Origin of the sequence: Acinetobacter sp. SwsAc4 (assembly GCF_013391535.1) — a bacterium.
Taxonomy (GTDB): Bacteria; Pseudomonadota; Gammaproteobacteria; order Pseudomonadales; family Moraxellaceae; genus Acinetobacter.
This window is the reverse complement of sequence record NZ_JACAXC010000001.1, coordinates 1-18,480: the sequence shown is the minus strand read 5'-3', so window position 1 is coordinate 18,480 and position 18,480 is coordinate 1. Positions and strand designations below refer to the sequence as shown.

Annotated in this window: 15 protein-coding genes and 2 pseudogenes; 8 read left to right on the top strand and 9 right to left on the bottom strand. The window is 38.8% G+C overall.

The genetic code is table 11. The features are described from left to right. Positions 1 to 138: 138 nt before the first annotated feature. The 6 genes from purD to HYG88_RS00065 all read right to left on the bottom strand — a co-directional run bounded on the left by purD (position 139) and on the right by HYG88_RS00065 (position 6,131). Complete coding sequence (gene purD / locus HYG88_RS00090) at positions 139 to 1,425, bottom strand: phosphoribosylamine--glycine ligase (RefSeq protein ID WP_005161056.1); 1,287 nt, start codon at positions 1,423 to 1,425, stop codon at positions 139 to 141. 106 nt (positions 1,426 to 1,531) lie between these two features. Further along, positions 1,532 to 3,106 carry a bifunctional phosphoribosylaminoimidazolecarboxamide formyltransferase/IMP cyclohydrolase gene (gene purH, locus HYG88_RS00085; protein WP_178882383.1) on the bottom strand — a complete coding sequence of 525 codons (1,575 nt, stop codon included), beginning with the start codon at positions 3,104 to 3,106 and terminating at the stop codon, positions 1,532 to 1,534. 82 nt (positions 3,107 to 3,188) lie between these two features. Then, positions 3,189 to 3,458, bottom strand: a complete 270-nt coding sequence (gene fis, locus HYG88_RS00080) for a DNA-binding transcriptional regulator Fis (RefSeq protein WP_001086304.1) — start codon at positions 3,456 to 3,458, stop codon at positions 3,189 to 3,191. Between the two features lie 375 nt (positions 3,459 to 3,833). Next, positions 3,834 to 4,697 carry a DUF3426 domain-containing protein gene (locus tag HYG88_RS00075; RefSeq protein WP_005161052.1) on the bottom strand — a complete coding sequence of 288 codons (864 nt, stop codon included), beginning with the start codon at positions 4,695 to 4,697 and terminating at the stop codon, positions 3,834 to 3,836. Between the two features lie 14 nt (positions 4,698 to 4,711). After that, on the bottom strand, positions 4,712 to 5,617 hold the full coding sequence (gene prmA / locus HYG88_RS00070) for a 50S ribosomal protein L11 methyltransferase (protein WP_005161050.1): 906 nt from the start codon (positions 5,615 to 5,617) through the stop codon (positions 4,712 to 4,714). Between the two features lie 199 nt (positions 5,618 to 5,816). Next, positions 5,817 to 6,131: a hypothetical protein gene (locus HYG88_RS00065; protein ID WP_005161048.1), complete on the bottom strand. Its 315-nt coding sequence runs from the start codon at positions 6,129 to 6,131 to the stop codon at positions 5,817 to 5,819. A gap of 251 nt (positions 6,132 to 6,382) precedes the next feature. Between HYG88_RS00065 and mnmG the strand changes: the two genes are divergently transcribed. Beyond that, the gene (mnmG, locus tag HYG88_RS00060) at positions 6,383 to 8,263 is read left to right on the top strand and encodes a tRNA uridine-5-carboxymethylaminomethyl(34) synthesis enzyme MnmG (protein ID WP_005161046.1); all 1,881 of its coding nucleotides are present in this window, start codon (positions 6,383 to 6,385) and stop codon (positions 8,261 to 8,263) included. Positions 8,264 to 8,381: 118 nt separating this feature from the next. Beyond that, complete coding sequence (locus tag HYG88_RS00055; protein WP_005161043.1) at positions 8,382 to 8,714, top strand: multidrug efflux SMR transporter; 333 nt, start codon at positions 8,382 to 8,384, stop codon at positions 8,712 to 8,714. A gap of 98 nt (positions 8,715 to 8,812) precedes the next feature. Here the strand turns inward: HYG88_RS00055 and HYG88_RS00050 are convergent, their stop codons facing one another. Next, positions 8,813 to 9,694, bottom strand: a complete 882-nt coding sequence (locus tag HYG88_RS00050) for a DUF4198 domain-containing protein (protein WP_005161041.1) — start codon at positions 9,692 to 9,694, stop codon at positions 8,813 to 8,815. 308 nt (positions 9,695 to 10,002) lie between these two features. On the opposite strand from HYG88_RS00050, the gene HYG88_RS00045 reads away from it, so the two are divergent. The 3 genes from HYG88_RS00045 to HYG88_RS00035 are packed head-to-tail and all read left to right on the top strand — an operon-like array spanning position 10,003 to position 13,687. Further along, positions 10,003 to 11,580, top strand: coding sequence for a DUF2271 domain-containing protein (locus tag HYG88_RS00045; protein WP_005161040.1), 1,578 nt, complete (start codon positions 10,003 to 10,005; stop codon positions 11,578 to 11,580). A gap of 34 nt (positions 11,581 to 11,614) precedes the next feature. Next, complete coding sequence (locus HYG88_RS00040) at positions 11,615 to 12,205, top strand: PepSY-associated TM helix domain-containing protein (RefSeq protein WP_005161038.1); 591 nt, start codon at positions 11,615 to 11,617, stop codon at positions 12,203 to 12,205. A gap of 9 nt (positions 12,206 to 12,214) precedes the next feature. After that, positions 12,215 to 13,687 carry a sulfite reductase subunit alpha gene (locus tag HYG88_RS00035; RefSeq protein WP_005161036.1) on the top strand — a complete coding sequence of 491 codons (1,473 nt, stop codon included), beginning with the start codon at positions 12,215 to 12,217 and terminating at the stop codon, positions 13,685 to 13,687. Positions 13,688 to 13,696: 9 nt separating this feature from the next. Here the strand turns inward: HYG88_RS00035 and HYG88_RS00030 are convergent. Next, positions 13,697 to 13,919, bottom strand: a pseudogene (locus HYG88_RS00030) (DUF6500 family protein). Positions 13,920 to 14,083: 164 nt separating this feature from the next. Beyond that, complete coding sequence (locus tag HYG88_RS00025) at positions 14,084 to 16,147, bottom strand: TonB-dependent siderophore receptor (protein ID WP_005161032.1); 2,064 nt, start codon at positions 16,145 to 16,147, stop codon at positions 14,084 to 14,086. A gap of 391 nt (positions 16,148 to 16,538) precedes the next feature. Between HYG88_RS00025 and HYG88_RS00020 the strand changes: the two genes are divergently transcribed. The 3 genes and pseudogenes from HYG88_RS00020 (at position 16,539) to HYG88_RS15170 (ending at position 18,284) form a co-directional block, all read left to right on the top strand. Next, positions 16,539 to 16,862 (top strand): transposase family protein, encoded by a 324-nt coding sequence (locus HYG88_RS00020; RefSeq protein ID WP_162622378.1) that lies wholly within the window; start codon positions 16,539 to 16,541, stop codon positions 16,860 to 16,862. A 39-nt stretch (positions 16,863 to 16,901) separates the two neighbouring features. Next, a complete protein-coding gene (locus tag HYG88_RS00015; RefSeq protein ID WP_081399871.1) occupies positions 16,902 to 17,291 on the top strand; it encodes a transposase family protein in 390 nt (129 codons plus the stop codon). A gap of 92 nt (positions 17,292 to 17,383) precedes the next feature. After that, a pseudogene (locus HYG88_RS15170) lies at positions 17,384 to 18,284 on the top strand (TonB-dependent receptor domain-containing protein). Positions 18,285 to 18,480: the final 196 nt, after the last annotated feature.

The following is an 18,480-nucleotide window of genomic DNA, read 5'->3' as shown; positions in this document are numbered from 1 at the left end:
GAAATGTCAAATTTTATTGAATTAGTGATATATATTTTTCTGAATTTAATATTTAAATAATGAATAAGGAAGTGATTTTTATGCTAATTAAAGAATAAAAAAGCCTTCCGAAGAAGGCTTTTGTTAATTAACCAAAGCTTATTCTGCTTTTTCACGTGCAATTGCGCGGTAACCAATATCACTACGATACTGCATACCTGTAAATGTCACTTGACCACATACTTCTAGTGCATTGATTTGAGCTTCTAGAACTGTGTCTCCAAGCGCAGTCACGCAAAGAACGCGACCACCAGCAGTAATCACATGACCATCTTCAGTCGTTGCAGTACCTGCATGGAAGATCTTAGTATCTTCAGGAGATTGTCCGATGCCAGAAATTACATCGCCTTTGCGGACTGTATCAGGGTATCCTTCAGCTGCAAGTACGATACCAATTGATTTACGCTCATCCCATTCAGCTTCACTTGGTAAATTACCAGCAATACCCGCTTCAACCAAATCAACTAAAGATGATTTTAAGCGCATCATAATCGGTTGAGTTTCTGGATCACCGAAACGACAGTTAAATTCAATAACGCGTGGTTGACCTTGTTCATCAATCATTAAACCAGCATATAAGAAACCTGTGTAAACATGACCATCAGCTGCCATACCATCAACAGTAGGACGCATAACTTCATTCATTACACGTTCAAATACTTCTGGTGTAACAACTGGAGCAGGAGAGTAAGCACCCATACCACCCGTATTTGGACCTTGGTCGCCTTCAAAAATACGTTTATGGTCTTGTGAAGTTGCCATCGGTAAAATGTTGTTGCCATCGATCATACAAATGAAACTTGCTTCTTCACCTGCAAGAAATTGCTCAATGACAACACGTGAACCAGCGTCACCAAACTTGTTGCCTGCAAGCATATCGTCTATCGCAGCAAAAGCTTCTTCGTTGGTCATTGCAACGATTACACCTTTACCTGCCGCTAAGCCATCCGCTTTGATCACGATTGGTGCGCCATGCTGTTCGATATAAGCTTTTGCAGCATCTACTTCAGTAAATACATCATAAAATGCTGTAGGGATGTTATGACGTTTTAAGAAATGTTTAGCGAATGCTTTAGAACCTTCAAGCTGTGCAGCGTACTGAGTCGGCCCCCAGATTTTTAAACCTGCTTCACGTGCTGCATCAACCACGCCATTCACTAAAGGTGCTTCAGGGCCAACAATCACCAATGCCACATCATTTGCTTTTGCAAATTCGATAATGGCAGGATTATTTAAAATATCGATGTCAACGTTTTGACACTTATCTTCGGTTGCTGTGCCTGCATTACCCGGCGCAACAAAAACTTGTGTTACTTTTGAATCTTGTGCGATTTTCCATGCAAGTGCATGTTCACGGCCACCGCTACCCAAAACTAAAATATTCATTATTAAGTTATTTCCTTTTTCCGTATTTAAGAATATACCTGTTCAGAATAAAAAAGTCCCCCTAGGATGCGATTTAGATGTCGCAAGAAAGAGGGACTTAGGGGTATTAATGACGGAAGTGGCGCATACCAGTGAAGACCATTGCAATACCAGCTTCATCAGCGGCTGCAATTGTTTCTTCATCGCGCATAGAACCACCCGGTTGGATAATACATTTAATGCCAGCTTTAGCCGCATTATCAATACCATCACGGAATGGGAAGAATGCATCAGATGCCATGACCGCACCTTCAACCACTAAGCCAGCATGTTCAGCTTTGATTGCAGCAATACGAGCAGAATTTACACGGCTCATTTGACCTGCACCTACACCAATCGTTTGACGATTTTTAGCATAAACAATCGCATTTGATTTCACATATTTTGCTACTTTCCAAGCAAAGATAAGATCATCAATTTCTTGTTCAGTTGGTGCGCGTTTAGTTACTACTTTAAGATCATCTTTGGTGATCATACCTAAGTCTTGATCTTGAACTAACAAACCACCATTCACGCGTTTATAGTCAAATTGAGCGGTACGTGCATCGATAGCAGGAAGTTCACCACAGACTAACACGCGTACATTCTTTTTCGCGCCAGTAACTTCAAGTACACCTTCAGCAATACTTGGTGCAATAATCACTTCAACAAATTGGCGATCCACAATGGCCTGTGCAGTTGCAACGTCTAATTCACGGTTGAATGCAATGATGCCACCAAATGCAGATTCAGGATCAGTTGCATAAGCAAGATCATAAGCCGCTTGGATACCATCTAATGAAACTGCAACACCACATGGGTTTGCATGTTTAACGATGACACAAGCAGGTTTTGCAAATGATTTAACACACTCAAGTGCTGCATCTGTATCTGCAATATTGTTATAAGACAATTCTTTGCCTTGTAATTGTTTCGCAGTTGAAACTGATGCTTCTTTAGCATTTGCTTCAACATAGAATGCTGCATTTTGATGAGGGTTCTCGCCATAACGCAAATCTTGAGCTTTATTAAGTTGGGTATTGAACGTGCGAGGGAATAAATCTGCTTCACCTTCAGCTTTGCCAACACGAGCACCAAGATAAGATGCAATCATGCCATCATATTGTGCTGTGTGCTCAAACGCTTTTACCGCTAAGTCGAAACGAGTCTCGTAAGAAAGTGCACCATGATCTTTTAATTCAGCAACAACTAAATCATAGTCAGAAGCATTTACAATAATACCCACAGAAGCATGGTTCTTTGCTGCTGCACGCACCATGGTTGGACCACCAATGTCGATGTTCTCAATCGCATCTGCAAGTGAGCAATTTGGTTTAGCCACAGTCGCAGCAAATGGATAAAGGTTGACCACAACCAGATCAATCGGATCAATGTTGTGTTTTTGCATCACAGCTTCGTCTAGACCGCGACGTGCCAAGATACCACCATGGATTTTTGGATGTAGTGTCTTAACACGACCATCCATCATTTCAGGAAAACCTGTATGTTCAGAAACTTCTACTACAGCGATATTGTTGTCTTTAAGCAACTTATATGTACCGCCCGTAGATAAAATTTCTACCCCTAGAGCTGCAAGATTTTGAGCAAATTCAACGATTCCAGTTTTATCGGAAACAGAGATTAAAGCACGTTTGATAGTCATGATTTTAGTCAACAGTTTGAAGTCTACAGATTAAAAATAAAAGGCAAAAAAAATGCCCACGAGAACGTGAGCATTTTATCAATTATTCACTCATTAAACCGTGAGCTTTTAACTTTTTACGTAAAGTTCCGCGGTTAAGGCCTAAAATCTCAGCAGCGCGCGTTTGATTGCCACGAGTGTATTCTAAGACCACAGATAAAAGAGGTTTCTCCATTTCTGCTAAAACCATGTCATAAACTTGAGATGGTTGCTCACCTTGCAATTGTGCAAAATAATGACGAACTGCGCGATCTACATGGATGCGAAGAGCGACATCAGATTGAGCCGTAAAAATAGGAGATTTGCTATTCATGCGTGTTAATCCGAAAAATCAAAATACCACTTGGATAAAGTGATATGTAAATGTGGTCTAAATTACTGAGTCCTGTTTTAGATCCTAAAACAGTGACTCTAAAACAAAGGGACTATTAGCTTGCCACAAATCCTCGATTTGTGTAAAAAATAAGCGTAACAATAGTTAAATATTTGTTACAGCCTACTTTCAAAAACAAAAAAACCAACAATGCGCTTATGTGTTAGAAGCACAGTTCGTTTAACGATTTTATTGTCTATAAATAACGAGGAGTAAGTGGGTTAAGCATTCGTGGCGCGTATCATACCACTGTCTGCGAAAAAGTGAGCAAATTAACTGCACTTTTTTTTATTTTTTTGTCATTTTTCTACGCTTTTAAGGCTGTACAATTTCTAAACTATAATCATCGAAGCTATGTTTACTCTTTGGCACTATAAATTCGAATCTAAAAGGGCTATTCGTTGGGATTCTTTGGATGCTTTTTAAACTATCCACTAAATAATCCTGTGGCTTTAGCGTGATATCGGTGATGACTTCTCCATTTTCTTTTAGAATCACTTTAATAGAGGGGATCACAAGACTATCTTTGTGACGGTTTACTAATACACCTGTGAAGCTTGTTTCATCTTTTCCTACACGTTTAATTTTTACTTTTTCAAAACTAAGAAATTTATATTGTTCATTCTTTATTTTGCACGTTACTACACTGCAAGCATAGTTAAAGATGTGATTCAATGCTGGACTATCATGCATGAGTTTTGGATTGAACCATAAAATCTGAAAAGCAAAAACTAGAATTAATGCAATATTGCCTAATCCCCACAATGTGTAATAAAGCCAGCCATGTTGTTTATGATTTTGTTCATGGATGATTAATAAGTTATCTTCTGATAAGTTCAAATTAGGCAATGCCGTAATAGGTTCAGTATTAAAGTAATTTAAATTATTTAAATAAGTCAATAAATCAATATTTGAGTTTTCAATTTTCTGATCAAAAATACTCAAAATTTGCATTTGCTTCTCAGCAAAAGAACTATCGGGTTGAATCGAAGAAAATAATGAACGATTTGGTGGTGTTAAGGTTGTGTCAGCCGGTTCAGAATCTATTAGATTCGTTAAAGCATTAAAATTAATGATACATTTTGGGCAACAAACCATGCCCTGTGCAACGCTAAGTTGTGAAAGGCTTACTTTATACACGGTTGAGCATTTAGGGCAGCGGGTTTGTTTTTCACTCATAAGGAACAAATTTCTCAAATTGTTGTTTTACGTTTTCCTGAGATGCGACACCAGTTCTCTTCACGTTTTTCGATCTGTAATATATCAAAAAATTCAGAATAAACACTAGAAACATCAGCAACTTGCTCTTCGATTACACCAGCAAGTGCGAATTCACCCTCATTTTTCAATAAAGTTGAGAATTCAGGCGCAAGTGCCATGAGCGGTGCCGCTAAAATATTCGCAACTAGGACGTCTGCCTGTTGTGGTTTGAATTTTTGCTCAAACTCTTCAGGTAATCCTACATAAAGACGCTCAAGTACACCATTTAATTCTGCATTTTGTTTTGTAGCCAATACTGCTTGAGGATCGATATCAGTGGCATAAACTTTTTTAGCACCAAGCAATAAAGCTGCAACGCCTAAAATGCCCGAACCACAGCCATAGTCAATGACGATTTTATCTTTTACGTCGGTTTTACCCAACCACTGTAGGCACAAGAAAGTGCTTGCATGGTTACCTGTACCAAAAGCAAGACCTGGATCAAGTTTAATATTTGTTGCATCAGCTTCAGGTGGTTCTAACCACTCAGGTACGATCCAATATTTCTCGCCAATTTGGATTGGTTCGTAATAATCCATCCATGCGCGTTCCCATACTTGATTTTCTAAATATTCATGACGCATCGGAACGTTAGGAAGCTGCGCCTTGAGGAAAGCTTCTAAGGTATCAACATCGATAGGATCATCTTCTTCTTGTTGATAAATTCCAGTAACAATAACTTTATTCCATAGTGGCGTTTCACCCGGTAATGGTTCAAGAAGTGCCTGATCTTCAGCATCATCCAAAGTCACACTCACAGCACCTAGAGAGAGAAGCAGTGTTTCAGTAAGCTCAACTTGATCTTGATCAACGGTAATATGAATTTGTAGCCAGTTCACAGGAAAACCTAAGTAAATGTATTTGGGGTTATTGTAATAGATTCAGCTAGTCTAAAGGGATTATAAAATAGGCAGATTACAATTTTAAGATCTTTTTTTTGAATTTAGTGTGTTGATCACATCAAATAGGATAAAAGAATGTGCTTAGGTCACATTCTTTTATCATTTTAAATATTTATAATTTTCCTATTTGATAAGTCTATGGTGTTTGGACTGAACTTACTGGACGAGGTGCGGACTGAGTTTCTGAAATTTTGCTTTGAGTTTCAGGTGTCGCGTTGTTAGCAGGCATCGGTGGCTGGAATGCTAGTTTTCCAGCTTCATTGGGTTCACATGTACCGTTATAAACAACACCTTTATAAGCAAAAGAAACCATATCACCTTGTTTTTTGCTTTTACAAACTTGTTGATACTTTTGAGTTTGAGCATCAACAGTCGATATAGCATTTACCTGTGCAGTTACAGCTAAACATAGGCTACAAAGAAACGATGAAATTAAAAGCTTTTTGTTCATATCATTTTCCTAAAGTATTTTATGCATTAACTAGAATAAGAAATTCATTCACTAAAACAGTGGTGATCAGGTTAATGATTGTGTGGCGCTTTGTTAACTATTGGAGAAAAATGCAACAGAAAGTTTCTTTTTGTGTGTTTTGTATACAGACCATTGATTTCTAGTGAATAAGAATATTGACGGTTTTTGTCAACTTAATATGAAAAATCCTGTATAATACTCTGTCATTTTTTGAATACACATTTACCACTATGCACTATCCTAAAGTTTACGACGTTATCGTAATTGGTGGCGGTCACGCTGGTACGGAAGCGGCGCTTGCTGCTGCTCGTATGGGAAGACAAACATTATTGTTGACGCATAATATTGAAACTTTGGGGCAGATGAGCTGTAACCCTGCAATCGGTGGTATTGGTAAATCACATCTTGTCCGCGAGATTGATGCACTCGGTGGTGCAATGGCACTTGCTGCGGATAAAGGTGGTATTCAGTTCCGTATTCTAAACTCTCGTAAAGGTGCGGCTGTACGTGCAACACGTGCACAGGCTGACCGTGTTCGTTATAAAGCTGCAATTCGTGATACTTTAGAAAATCAAGCGAATCTAGATATTTTCCAACAAGCTGCGGATGATTTGATTGTTGAAGGCGATACCGTTAAAGGCGTTGTAACCCAAATGGGCATCCGTTTTGATACCAAAACTGTGGTATTGACGACAGGTACTTTCTTGGGCGGTGTGATCCACGTTGGTCTACAAAACTCAAGTGGTGGTCGTGCGGGCGATCCACCGTCAATTGCATTAGCTCATCGTTTGCGTGAACTTAAATTGCCAGTAGGTCGTTTAAAAACAGGTACACCACCGCGTATTGATGCCCGTACAGTTGATTTCTCTGTTATGACGCCGCAGCCAGGTGATTTCCCATCGCCTGTAATGTCATTTATGGGTGATGTATCTATGCATCCTGAACAGGTGAATTGCTATATTACCCATACAAGCGAAAAAACCCATGAAATTATTCGTGGTGGTCTAGATCGTTCACCTATGTATACGGGTGTAATTGAAGGCGTAGGCCCACGTTATTGTCCATCAATTGAAGATAAAATTCACCGTTTTGCTGATAAAGATTCACATCAAGTGTTCTTGGAGCCAGAAGGCTTGGATACCCATGAACTTTATCCAAACGGAATTTCGACTTCTTTACCATTTGACGTACAGTTCAATTTAGTTCGTTCGATCCGTGGTATGGAAAATGCGCATATCTTGCGTCCGGGCTATGCGATTGAATATGACTATTTCAATCCACAAGCATTGAAATTTACACTTGAAACCAAAGCGATTCAAAATCTGTACTTTGCGGGTCAAATCAACGGTACGACAGGTTATGAAGAAGCGGGTGCACAGGGCTTGCTTGCAGGCTTAAACGCTGCACGCCGTGCGTGGGAACAAGAAGAGTGGACACCAAAACGTGATCAAGCTTATATGGGCGTATTGGTTGATGACCTGATTACATTGGGAACCAAAGAACCGTACCGTATGTTTACTTCTCGTGCTGAATATCGTTTGATGTTGCGTGAGGATAATGCCGATCAGCGTTTAACCTCTATTGGTCGTGAGCTTGGCTTAGTGGATGATGAGCGTTGGGCTGCATATAGCGAAAAAATGGAAGCAGTTGAGCGCGAAACTTCTCGTTTACAACATTTATGGGCTGCGCCAAACAATCCAATGGGTAAAAAATTCGTTGAAATGACGGGTGCTGATCTTAGTAAAGAATGTAGTGCGATTGATTTATTGAAACGTCCAAATATCAATTTCAGTCAAATTGCAGAATTAACGGGTTCTGAAGTTTCAGAGCAAGTGGGTGAGCAAATCGAAATTGCGGTGAAATACGAAGGTTATATCAACCGTCAACATGATGATGTTGCTCAGATGAAACGCCTTGAAGAAACGAAGATTCCAGCTGACTTTGAATATGATGGTGTTTCAGGTTTATCTCGCGAGATTACTCAAAAGCTTAAAACAGTTCGCCCTGAAACTTTAGCGCAAGCAAGCCGTATCCCAGGTGTCACTCCTGCAGCAGTTCAGTTGGTGATGATTACGATTCGTAAAAATAATATGGCGAAGAAATCTGCTTAAATATTATTAATAGATTCTTGATCTTAGAACTAGAAAACACCCTTTTTATTAAAGGGTGTTTTTTTATGATTGAATTAATAGATGTGAAATGTTTGTTTGGATAGAGCAGGTGTGGTAAATGAAAAGTTGGATATTTTTATTTGTAGCGATCACAGCAGAAGTGATTGCGACATCTGCACTGAAAAGTAGCGAAGGGTTTACAAAGCCATTTGCCTCTATCGTTGTGATTTTAGGTTACATCATTGCATTTTATTGCTTATCTTTGACACTGAAAACAATTCCAGTTGGTATTGCTTATGCGATATGGTCTGGGGTGGGAATTGTATTGATCACGACCTTTGCTTGGTTTTTCTATGATCAAAAATTGGATCTATGGGGAATTATTGGGATTGTACTGATTATGAGTGGCGTTCTGGTCCTGAATTTGTTGTCTAAAACAAGTTCGCATTAAACTGGTAAGTCAGTCAAAGCAGAAATTTGAATTGCTTGTAATCAGACAGGAAAATCAAAGGCACTTACAAAAAATGTAAATGTAAGTGCCTGAATGGCTTACTCCGTCACTTCTACAGTAACACTATACGTGTATGTTTGAGCAACAGGTGGTTTGGTATTGTCACTATTCGCTTCTGGATAAGTCGCGGTAATTAAATAAATGCCTGCTTCGCTAAATTTAATCTCGACTTCACCTTTTGCATTGGTTTTCACGTGCGGTTGTTCACGTTTAGCATTGGGTTGATAGCTGCTCGCACCTTTAAAGACATCAACTTCTAAGTTAGGAACAGCTTTGCCATCCATTAAAACTTGTGCTTTAAGTGATTCACCAGCAAATAATTCATTTGGGTGTGTTAAAAACTTAAATTCAAAACCTTTATTTTCAACTTGTGGAATTGGGCTTGGTTTGCCTTTTGTCACAAAGCTTTCAGCAAGATAATAGTTTGTTGTTTGAAGTGTTTTTGCATTAGCCGTGATTTGATCCTCTGTCACAAAACGTGGTGGTTGGCTTGCTTGCTGAGGTGCTTTTTGTTCAGCATTTGCTTGAGGTTGCATAGGTGCAGCATTTGCAGGTCGTGATGGACGAACACGTAACCAACGCCCATCAACTTGAGCATATTTGGTTGGATTACCAGTCGCTTCTTTTGTGCGAATGCGATAGGTACCATCATTGGTTAAATTGAATTCAGCGATATTAAACTTTTTGAGTTCAGCTGCTGCATTGAAAGATTCAGTTTTACCTTCAGGCGTTGTGACTTGATAGCTGGTTTTAAAATTTCTACTTGCGACAAAGAATTTTTCTACTGTAATACCACTTTGAAAGCTCACACTGTCAGATTTGCTATCGAAGACTTCAGGCAGTAAAAATGGGCTGGCAGTATGAGCAAAACTCAAGGTTGGTAACAGCGCGAGTAATCCAGTCGTAATCAAATGACGCATGAAAAATTCCTTAAAAGAGAAATATACAAAATGCAAAAGATTTGCCACAATCTACTTGATAACGAGTATCAATTGCAATATTATTTCGATAAATTTTTAATCGTCATGTTCAAAAACTAAGTTGATGATTAAAAAGTTATTCTTCTCTTTTAACTTAAGTTTTTATGCAGATTAATATTATTGATTTTATTGAAAAATTTGATCAAATTATATCGTAGTCTAAGTTAAGTATTGAGATAGAAGAAGAGCATTACTTTAATTGAGCGACCAGTAGATTTTAAGTAAATCTTGGAAAATGGAATCCCCGTATGTCATCAACTCAACAAATTTTTCGTCCAATACAGATAATTTTTCGTTTATCTCCGTTGATGGCTGCGTTAACAGTTTTGATGTCCCCATTTACGGCGACTCAAGCAGATGAACTAAATATAAATATAAAAGATGCACATCAATTATCCGCGCCAATCCAATTACCAAGTTATCGTTTTCATCAAGATCATGTGTTAGGCACATCTTTAGATGTTGTAGTCACTACATCTCAGCAACAAGATGCAGAAAAGGCATTACAAGCGATTCAGACAGAAATTGCTCGACTTGATCAGATTCTTTCAGTTTGGCGTGATGATAGTGAAATCAGCCAATTAAATCGTGAGCAGCAAATTTTTGCTTCATCTGAGCTCTATGATGTTGTCGCAGCTTGTGAACAGTGGCGCAGTGCAACGTGTGGCGGTTTTGATGCACGTTTGGGGCAATTGATCCAATTATGGGAAAATAGCAATCAAGTCCAACGTTTGGATGACAACACTCAAGAATCTTTATTACGACAGTTACAAACCCAAAGTATTGAACTTAACCCTGTAACAAAGCAGATTAAAACACCATCAGCTATTAAAATCGAACCTGATGCTTACGCTAAAGGCTATGTGATTGACCGTGCTTTGTTAGCAGCTAAACAAGCAGTGCCACATTTACAAGGTATTCTGATCGATATTGGTGGCGATATGCGTGTATGGGGGCAATCACCTCAACAAGCGGGTTGGAAAGTTGGTGTACAAGACCCGAATGAACGTTTTGATAATGTTGCACCAACTCAGGTACTCAACCTGAAAGATCAAGCTGTAGCTTTTAGTGGTCAAGGCTATCGTGGGTTCGCAGATCAATCACATTTGTTAAATCCACATACAGGACAACCGATTCAAAACGTTGAACAATGTATTGTGGTTGGACAATGTGCTGCTGATTCAGATGCTTTAGCAACAGCATTAACCGCAATGCCTGCGTATGAAGGGATGCAACTGATTGAACAACTCGTCGGTTATGAAGCTCAACTTGTTGCAACTGACGGCACACGTTATCAAAGTTCAGGCTGGTCATCATTGTTAGATGCCAATCAACCTGCTCTAATGCGTCATGTTGCGGCGAATGGCGCAGCAACAGCTTGGCCAAAAGGCTACCAAGCTCAGTTAGAAGTGAATATTCCAAAAATCGCAGTAGATAACTACCGTGCACCTTATGTGTCAGTTTGGGTTACAGATAGCGATAAAAAGATTGTGCGTACACTGGCTGTCTGGGGTAAAGATGAGAAGTGGATTAACTCTAACTATGTTTGGTGGCGTCGATATGGTCGTCAAATGCCAAACTTAGATGCTGTTGCAAAACCTTCACGTCAACCAGGACAGTATAAGTTGGCTTGGGATGGTAAAGACGAAGCGGGTAAAATAGTGAATGCAGGTAAATATATTATCCATATTGAAACCTCGCGTGAGCATGGCGATCATTCTTATCAAACCATTGAATTGAATGTCACACTAAAAGCTGCAACACAAACGCTGCCTGCTCAAGCAGAAATTGGTACAGTTAAATTGAATTTCCAACGTGGTGCTTAATTTCTAGCGTCACTCCATTTATGAGGCTAATCCCTTGTATCAACGCCGTGATTTTTACCGCCATGCACGCTATGTGCATGGTTGGCTTTCTGCCTTTGCCTTTATCGTTTTGATCTTCTTTGCTGCTACAGGTTTATTTCTCAATAATCCTGATTGGTTTAAATCAAAAAATGAAGAGCAAACCACCACATTCACTTTACCGCCAACACTGGTTGCGTCTCTGCAAAAACAAGAGAATCCAAGCCAAAGTATTGTGGAATACGTTCGTTCGAAACAGCCTTTGATTGGTCGTTATAAAAGTAGTGAAATGCTAGACGGTGAGGTCATGATTCGTCTCGAAGGCCCAGCAGGTTCAACAGACTTATGGGTGTTGCTCGACAATGGTGATGTTGAGATAACGCAGAAACCAGCCACCACTGTTTCATTATTGAATGATTTGCATCGTGGCAAAAACGTTGGAACAGCTTGGCATTGGTTAATTGATATTAGTGCGATCATCATTATTTTATTATCTTTGGCAGGTTATATTCTGTTCCTGACCATTAAAACTCGTTTAGTGACACATCTGCTTTTAACAGCATGTAGTTTATCGGCAATTATTTTGCTCATTTGGTCTGCTATTTAAGGTGAAAGGATGACTCAAGCTGTACTGACGATTATTGTGATATTGGCAATATTATTGAGTCTACATCTTTTTATAATTGTTTGGTTGTTATGGCAACAACGTCATGCGAAGCAAAAAGCCAATCAAGATCATCCTGCTTATTTAGTGGTGTATGCAAGTCAATCAGGTCATGCTGAATCTTGGGCAAAGCATACGGCTGAACAATTATGCTTAATTGATCATCACACTGCGATTCGAAATATTCAAAAACTGAGTATTACTGATTTAACGCAACATCAACGTATTTTATGGGTGGTGAGTACCTATGGAGAAGGGGATGCACCTGATGCTGCCCAGTCATTTGTCCATAAAATTCTGTCCCAATCTTTAGATTTATCGCATTTGTCATTTTCAGTGCTTGCATTGGGTGATCAACGTTACTCGAATTTTTGTCAGTTTGGGAAAACACTAGAACAATGGTTATTGAAGCAACAAGCTCAAGCTCTATTTCCAATAGTTTGTGTGGATCAGCTCAATAGTCGTGATTTAGAACAATGGTTGCTTGGCTTGGAGCAGTTAACCAGCACTCAATTTTCAGCGCTATCTATTGAAAAAGAGCATGTAGAATTAAAGTTTGCTCATCGCCAATGCTTGAATAGAGGCAGTATTGGGGAAGCAATTTATAAAATCCAATTAATTCCTGAACAAGATTTGGTTTGGTCATCAGGCGATATTTTAGAAATTCAATGTGAAAATAATACGATTGATATTCAGAATTTTTTAGTAGCACAACAGCAAGAAGATGCAGTGGATTTCATACCTCAACTGCGCCGCTTAAATTTAAGAAAATTACCACCTCGCGCATCACTTTCATTTGCTGAATGGATTACACAATTTGAATCCTTAGCTCAGCGTGAATATTCGATTGCTAGTTTGCCTGAAAACGGTTTAATTGAATTGGTGGTGAGACAGCAACAGACTGAATCAGGTTTAGGACTAGGCTCAGGTTGGTTGACAGTGGGGTTGGAGCAAGACCAATCGCTGCAAGCTAACATACGTCATAATCCAAGTTTTCACTTAGTTCATGATGATCGACCACTGATTTTAATTGGCAATGGTACGGGAATCGCAGGTCTAGTTGCACATTTACGCCAACGTGAGCATTGGGGATATAGACGGAATTGGTTGATTTTTGGTGAAAGACAGCAGCAGTTTGATCATTTGTACCAAACAGAGATTCGCTATTGGCAGCAGCATGGTTTTCTGGAGTATGTGGATTATGCTTTTTCACGTGATCAGGCTGAAAAAGTCTATGTGCAAGATTGTCTAAGAACACAATCAGTTCAATTACAAGCATGGATTGCACAAGGCGCAGCGATATATGTCTGTGGTAGTTTACAAGGCATGGCGAGCGGTGTTGATCAAGCACTAAAAGAGATTCTAGGGCATGAACAGGTAGAACAGCTTAAGCAGCAACAGCGTTATCAACGCGATGTGTATTAAGACGTTTGATTAATCGGGTTGGGCTAAGACTAGTGCTTTGATCTTGTCAGCTTTTTCAAAATGATCAAGTCGATGTTCAATGATTCACCAATGGGGCAGCTTCCATTAAGTGTTCAGGATCATCATTTTTATTGGCAAAAAAGGCATAGAAAGAAAGTCCGACGTTACTGCCTTTTTTTGCAATTTTTTCATCGTAGACCTGTAGGATTTTGGCTTTGAGTTCGGCTCGCATATTATCCTCTAAGCACTGATGAAAGTAGGATGAAGATCATAGCATTCCCAATATCGAAAATTTTCATAGTTAGATTTTTAATATCTATTTTGAAATCTAAAAAACCAGCTATTTTCATAACTGGCTTTTGTTAATGATGAATCAATTTAGCCTAGGCAGTAAAGTTAGAACTTTTTCTCAACAGATAATTGGAAACTCGCCATACCTTGATTTGTTCTTGCTTGATATAAACTACCGTCAGATTGATTGGTCAGTCGTTCTTTATAATCTGTACTGAGTAGATTGTTGAGATTTAAGCTTGCCGCCCAGCCACCAGTGAAACGCTTGGTTGCACTGAGGTCTAATCCAAAACGGTGATTGGTGGTTCGATCATAAGGTTGACCATCTAAACCACGCGTAAATTCAGGTGTATAGCTCAGATTGATACTGGTAGAAAGCTGCCAAGGCTTAAAGTTATAAGATAACCCTGCACTTGCATTATATGGGGCAACATCGTTGACTAAACGCTCATTGTGCTGTTCATCTTCAACTTTTGCACGGATCGTTGATATTTGCCCATTCAGCATAAATGAATGACCTGCATCCGTTTGTTTCAGCGCATAACGTCCAGAAAGTTCAACACCATAGGTCGTTGCTTGATTTTGGTTTTGTGGACGTTCAACATAACGTGACCCTTCAAGCGCAATCACCTTTTCGATGTAATCTTTAATTTCGCGATGATATGCAGTTAAACTCATACCACCATTCGCTGAGTCATATGCCAAAGTTGATTCTACAGCGCTTGTTTTCTCTGGTTTTAAGTCCGGATTACCGCCGCGATCAGGATTATTCAATGAACCAGCATCGCTATCTGTAGAAACAGTGACATTCGGAATGAGACGATCAGTTTTTGGACTGTTAAATGCTTGGCTAAGGTTGGTTTGAATCGACCATTGTTCGGTTAGATCAAAACGATAAGCAAGTACAGGGCTAAGATGTTGGTCCTGATAATCAACTAGACCAGAGCGATTTAACCATTCTTGGCGCGCGCCCAACGTAATGGTTTGTCGATCTGTAAAACGCCAGCTTCCCTCGGCATATAAAGCATAACGTTGCTCATCTAAACGATTGCTCACATTGCTGTCTAAGTTACTACTCCGTGTATCAACACCAAATTTGATTTGACGAGTCGGATCTAATTTGCGCATCCCATCATAAGCGAGGCCATATTCATGAATGGTTTCATCGGTATAAATGGTATTTTGAGGTGAACGGGTGAGTTGAGTTTCGGTTTGACGTTCAACGGATAGCCGAATCTTATCGCTTAAGTCTTTGTCTTTTCGTTCATAACGTGTATTTAGACGAATGCTATCATTTTTATCATCTTGCGTTTGATTGGCTGAATAACCATCCATTTTGATGTTGCGATAGAATAATTCGGCAATCAATTTTTGTTGATCATCGAGATCGTATTGCAAGCGAGGTGAAAACATTTGCATGCTTCGATTGACCGTGCGCGATTGTTCACGTGTACCCGCTGATGTTTCTGTTTTGGTTAGGGATGTGTTATCAACCCACATTTGATTTGCAGAAACACTATATGACCATTGATTTTCACGACCGTCAGCTTGTAGGCTGATTTTTTGTTCGCTCTTTGATTGTTTCTCAGAATCCTCGTACTTACCATAACCTACTTTTATCGAGCCACTGATGCGACTATCGAGAGGTTCTTTCAAAATAATGTTGATAACAGCTGATGACGCAACAGACGCTTGAGCAACACTTGGCTGCTTCACGACTTCAATTCGTTCAATCATTTCAGGGGTAATCGTGTCAATAATAGACATACCACCACGTGGTCCACCTTGCACAGGTTCACCATTGATAAGGAATGTTGGACCAACTCCACCACGGAAACGCATTCCAGAAGCGCCACCACCACCGCGTGGACCTTGTCCAGATGTCGGAAGTTGAAATCCAGCAGCTCTACGTAATGCATCCATCACGGATTGATCGCCGTACTGTAGCATTTCATCACGGGTGATAATGGTTTTAGGTACAGCACTTATATCATCATCTTTTGGTTTCTGTGGCTCTGCCGATGCTTTAAACGATAGGGTAGGTAAAACCTGCGTTGCTGGTTCTGTAGGTGTTGTTATGTTGCTATCAGCGGCGAAAACTGAAGTGCTGATACTCAGTAATGCCGAGCTAAGTACACTCAATTTCCCAAAATAGAGTGGATATTTCATTCAAGTACCCCAAAAGAAAGATCAAATTATTTTGTGTGTAGCCTAATGTAAAATTGTGTAGAAAAATGGAATTTAGCTTAAATAAGCCTCAGATTTAAAAATATTTTTTAATTATTTATGCGCTATTAAAGAGCATGATTTCGTAAAAATTGACTGCTTAATAAGCTGTGAGAAAGAAATTATGCAAAATATGGTAAAAATAAGAATTATTTTTATTAATATTAGACTTCCGTCATAAATCAAAAAACGTACAATTTATTTGATCTTAAATTAATCAGCAAAATTATTTAATTCAAGAGATAATCCTTGGATGAAATTCAAAGATATTCAAAAATTATCAGACGTTAAGTTTCGTAGGCTTACCGGTGTTAGTTGGGCTACATTTAACCTCATGTTGGCCGAGCTAAATAAGCATTTACCTGGTCATATTGGTAAAGGACGACCGCATAAATTACCGTTGGAAGATCGTTTGCTCTTATGTATAGAATATTGGAGAGAATATCGAACATTTTTCCATCTTGGTATGAGTTACGGTGTATCTGAAACGAGTGCAATTCGTATCACACGTGTTATTGAAGATACCTTAATCCGTTCTGGAAAATTTAACTTGCCAAAACAACTTCCTAATCGAGATGAAGTGGATTGGGAAGTTGTTGTGATTGATGCAACTGAAATATTAGTTCAACGTCCAAAAAAAACAGAAGAAATGGTATAGCGGTAAAAAAAGCGACATACCTTTAAATTTCAGCTATCTATGCACTATACAACAGGTGAAATACTGAGTGTATGTGGAAGTCATGGAAGCATGCATGATTTTAAAATATTTAAAAAAAGTATGAGGAAATTAAAATTTAAGCCCTTTTTTATCGTTGATAAGGGGTATTTAGGGATAAAAAAATTGGGTTTTGGATGCCTCATGCCATCTAAAGCAAAGAAAACTGAAAAACTAGATTCTGAATTAAATAAGTTAAATAGAGAGATTGGTCGTAGACGAATTCAAGTAGAGCATGTATTTGGAAGGATGAAATGTTTTAAGATTTTATCTTGTGTATATAGAAATCGTCGTAAAAGATTAAACCTGCGGTTTAATTTACTTGCTGGCATATACAATTTAGATTGGGTGAAAGATAAACAATTAAATTGATTGAAAAATGATTTATGAAGGAAGTCTATTGTATTGTTTTTTGTATTTTAAGTTTTTCTTAATATTTGTCTGATTTTTTGTTTGGAATTTTTATGACATCTCGATATGTTACGCTCTCTCACAAGCCTATTTTTAGATTTAGTGCATTAAGCTTAATGCTCTTACAAGCGCAGTACCTACTTGCCAACGAAAACAATATTCAGGCTGCGGTTATGCCAACGATTAAAATTGAAGCAATGAGTGAGCTTGATCCAATTAAAAGCTATATTGATTATGATCAAGCCAGCGTGACTCGAAATGGGCTAAAGAAAAAAGATATTCCTCAAACGATTGATACCATTGATGTTCAGAAATATAAAATCTATGGTGCAAATGATTTAAGTGTCATGTTACAGGGAACACCTGGGGTATCAACGAGCTATGATATGCGTGGTGATGGCATCAACTTGCGCGGATTTAATGCAGATACTGGCGATATCTATCGTGATGGTGTCCGTGAAAGTGGTCAAGTTCGCCGTAGTAATGCCAATATTGAGCGCATTGAAATATTGAAGGGTCCAGCATCAGTCTAAAGGGATAGAGTTTAGCTTTATTGGACGTGCTTTAGATAACTTGTTTGTACGGGGAGGCTATAGCTATATGGATACAGAGATTTCTAAAGACAATAAAGCGGCCAATGTTGGTAAAGTACTCAATAATACTCCACGCCATACTGGAAACTTATTTATACGCTATTTACCAGTCGAGAAGATCTATGGTGAAATTGGCGCAACTTATGTTGGTGATGCGAAGATATATTCCAATAGCAATTTAGATAATACGCCTATCGATTTTCAAGGATTCACGCGTTTAGATGCTGCAATTGGTTATAGCGCTGATCCTTGGAACGTTACGCTTGCTGTAAATAACCTAACCAATAAAGACTATTGGCGCTCAGAGTCAATGCCTGGAACACCACGTAATGTTCTAGTTCGATGGAATTATCAGTTTTAAACTTGTTTAAATCGCATATGAGTAAAAGCGTCTTTAGTTAAACTAAAGACGCTTTTTTATTTGATTTTTCTTTGTACACGACAAAAAAAGACAACTCATTGAAATAATGGCATAATACTTGTTTTCTGACGACGAATATGATGACACATTTCAATGAGTTACATCTCATCTTAAACAAATATCTAAAGTGGAACAA

What these genes read in the sequence shown, in the direction of transcription:
- purD (WP_005161056.1), bottom strand. Translation starts at nt 1,425, where the DNA reads ATGAATATTTTAGTTTTGGGTAGCGGTGGCCGTGAACATGCACTTGCA.
- purH (WP_178882383.1), bottom strand. Translation starts at nt 3,106, where the DNA reads ATGACTATCAAACGTGCTTTAATCTCTGTTTCCGATAAAACTGGAATC.
- fis (WP_001086304.1), bottom strand. Translation starts at nt 3,458, where the DNA reads ATGAATAGCAAATCTCCTATTTTTACGGCTCAATCTGATGTCGCTCTT.
- HYG88_RS00075 (WP_005161052.1), bottom strand. Translation starts at nt 4,697, where the DNA reads ATGAGTGAAAAACAAACCCGCTGCCCTAAATGCTCAACCGTGTATAAA.
- HYG88_RS00065 (WP_005161048.1), bottom strand. Translation starts at nt 6,131, where the DNA reads ATGAACAAAAAGCTTTTAATTTCATCGTTTCTTTGTAGCCTATGTTTA.
- mnmG (WP_005161046.1), top strand. Translation starts at nt 6,383, where the DNA reads ATGCACTATCCTAAAGTTTACGACGTTATCGTAATTGGTGGCGGTCAC.
- HYG88_RS00055 (WP_005161043.1), top strand. Translation starts at nt 8,382, where the DNA reads ATGAAAAGTTGGATATTTTTATTTGTAGCGATCACAGCAGAAGTGATT.
- HYG88_RS00050 (WP_005161041.1), bottom strand. Translation starts at nt 9,694, where the DNA reads ATGCGTCATTTGATTACGACTGGATTACTCGCGCTGTTACCAACCTTG.
- HYG88_RS00045 (WP_005161040.1), top strand. Translation starts at nt 10,003, where the DNA reads ATGTCATCAACTCAACAAATTTTTCGTCCAATACAGATAATTTTTCGT.
- HYG88_RS00035 (WP_005161036.1), top strand. Translation starts at nt 12,215, where the DNA reads ATGACTCAAGCTGTACTGACGATTATTGTGATATTGGCAATATTATTG.
- HYG88_RS00025 (WP_005161032.1), bottom strand. Translation starts at nt 16,147, where the DNA reads ATGAAATATCCACTCTATTTTGGGAAATTGAGTGTACTTAGCTCGGCA.
- HYG88_RS00020 (WP_162622378.1), top strand. Translation starts at nt 16,539, where the DNA reads ATGTTGGCCGAGCTAAATAAGCATTTACCTGGTCATATTGGTAAAGGA.
- HYG88_RS00015 (WP_081399871.1), top strand. Translation starts at nt 16,902, where the DNA reads ATGCACTATACAACAGGTGAAATACTGAGTGTATGTGGAAGTCATGGA.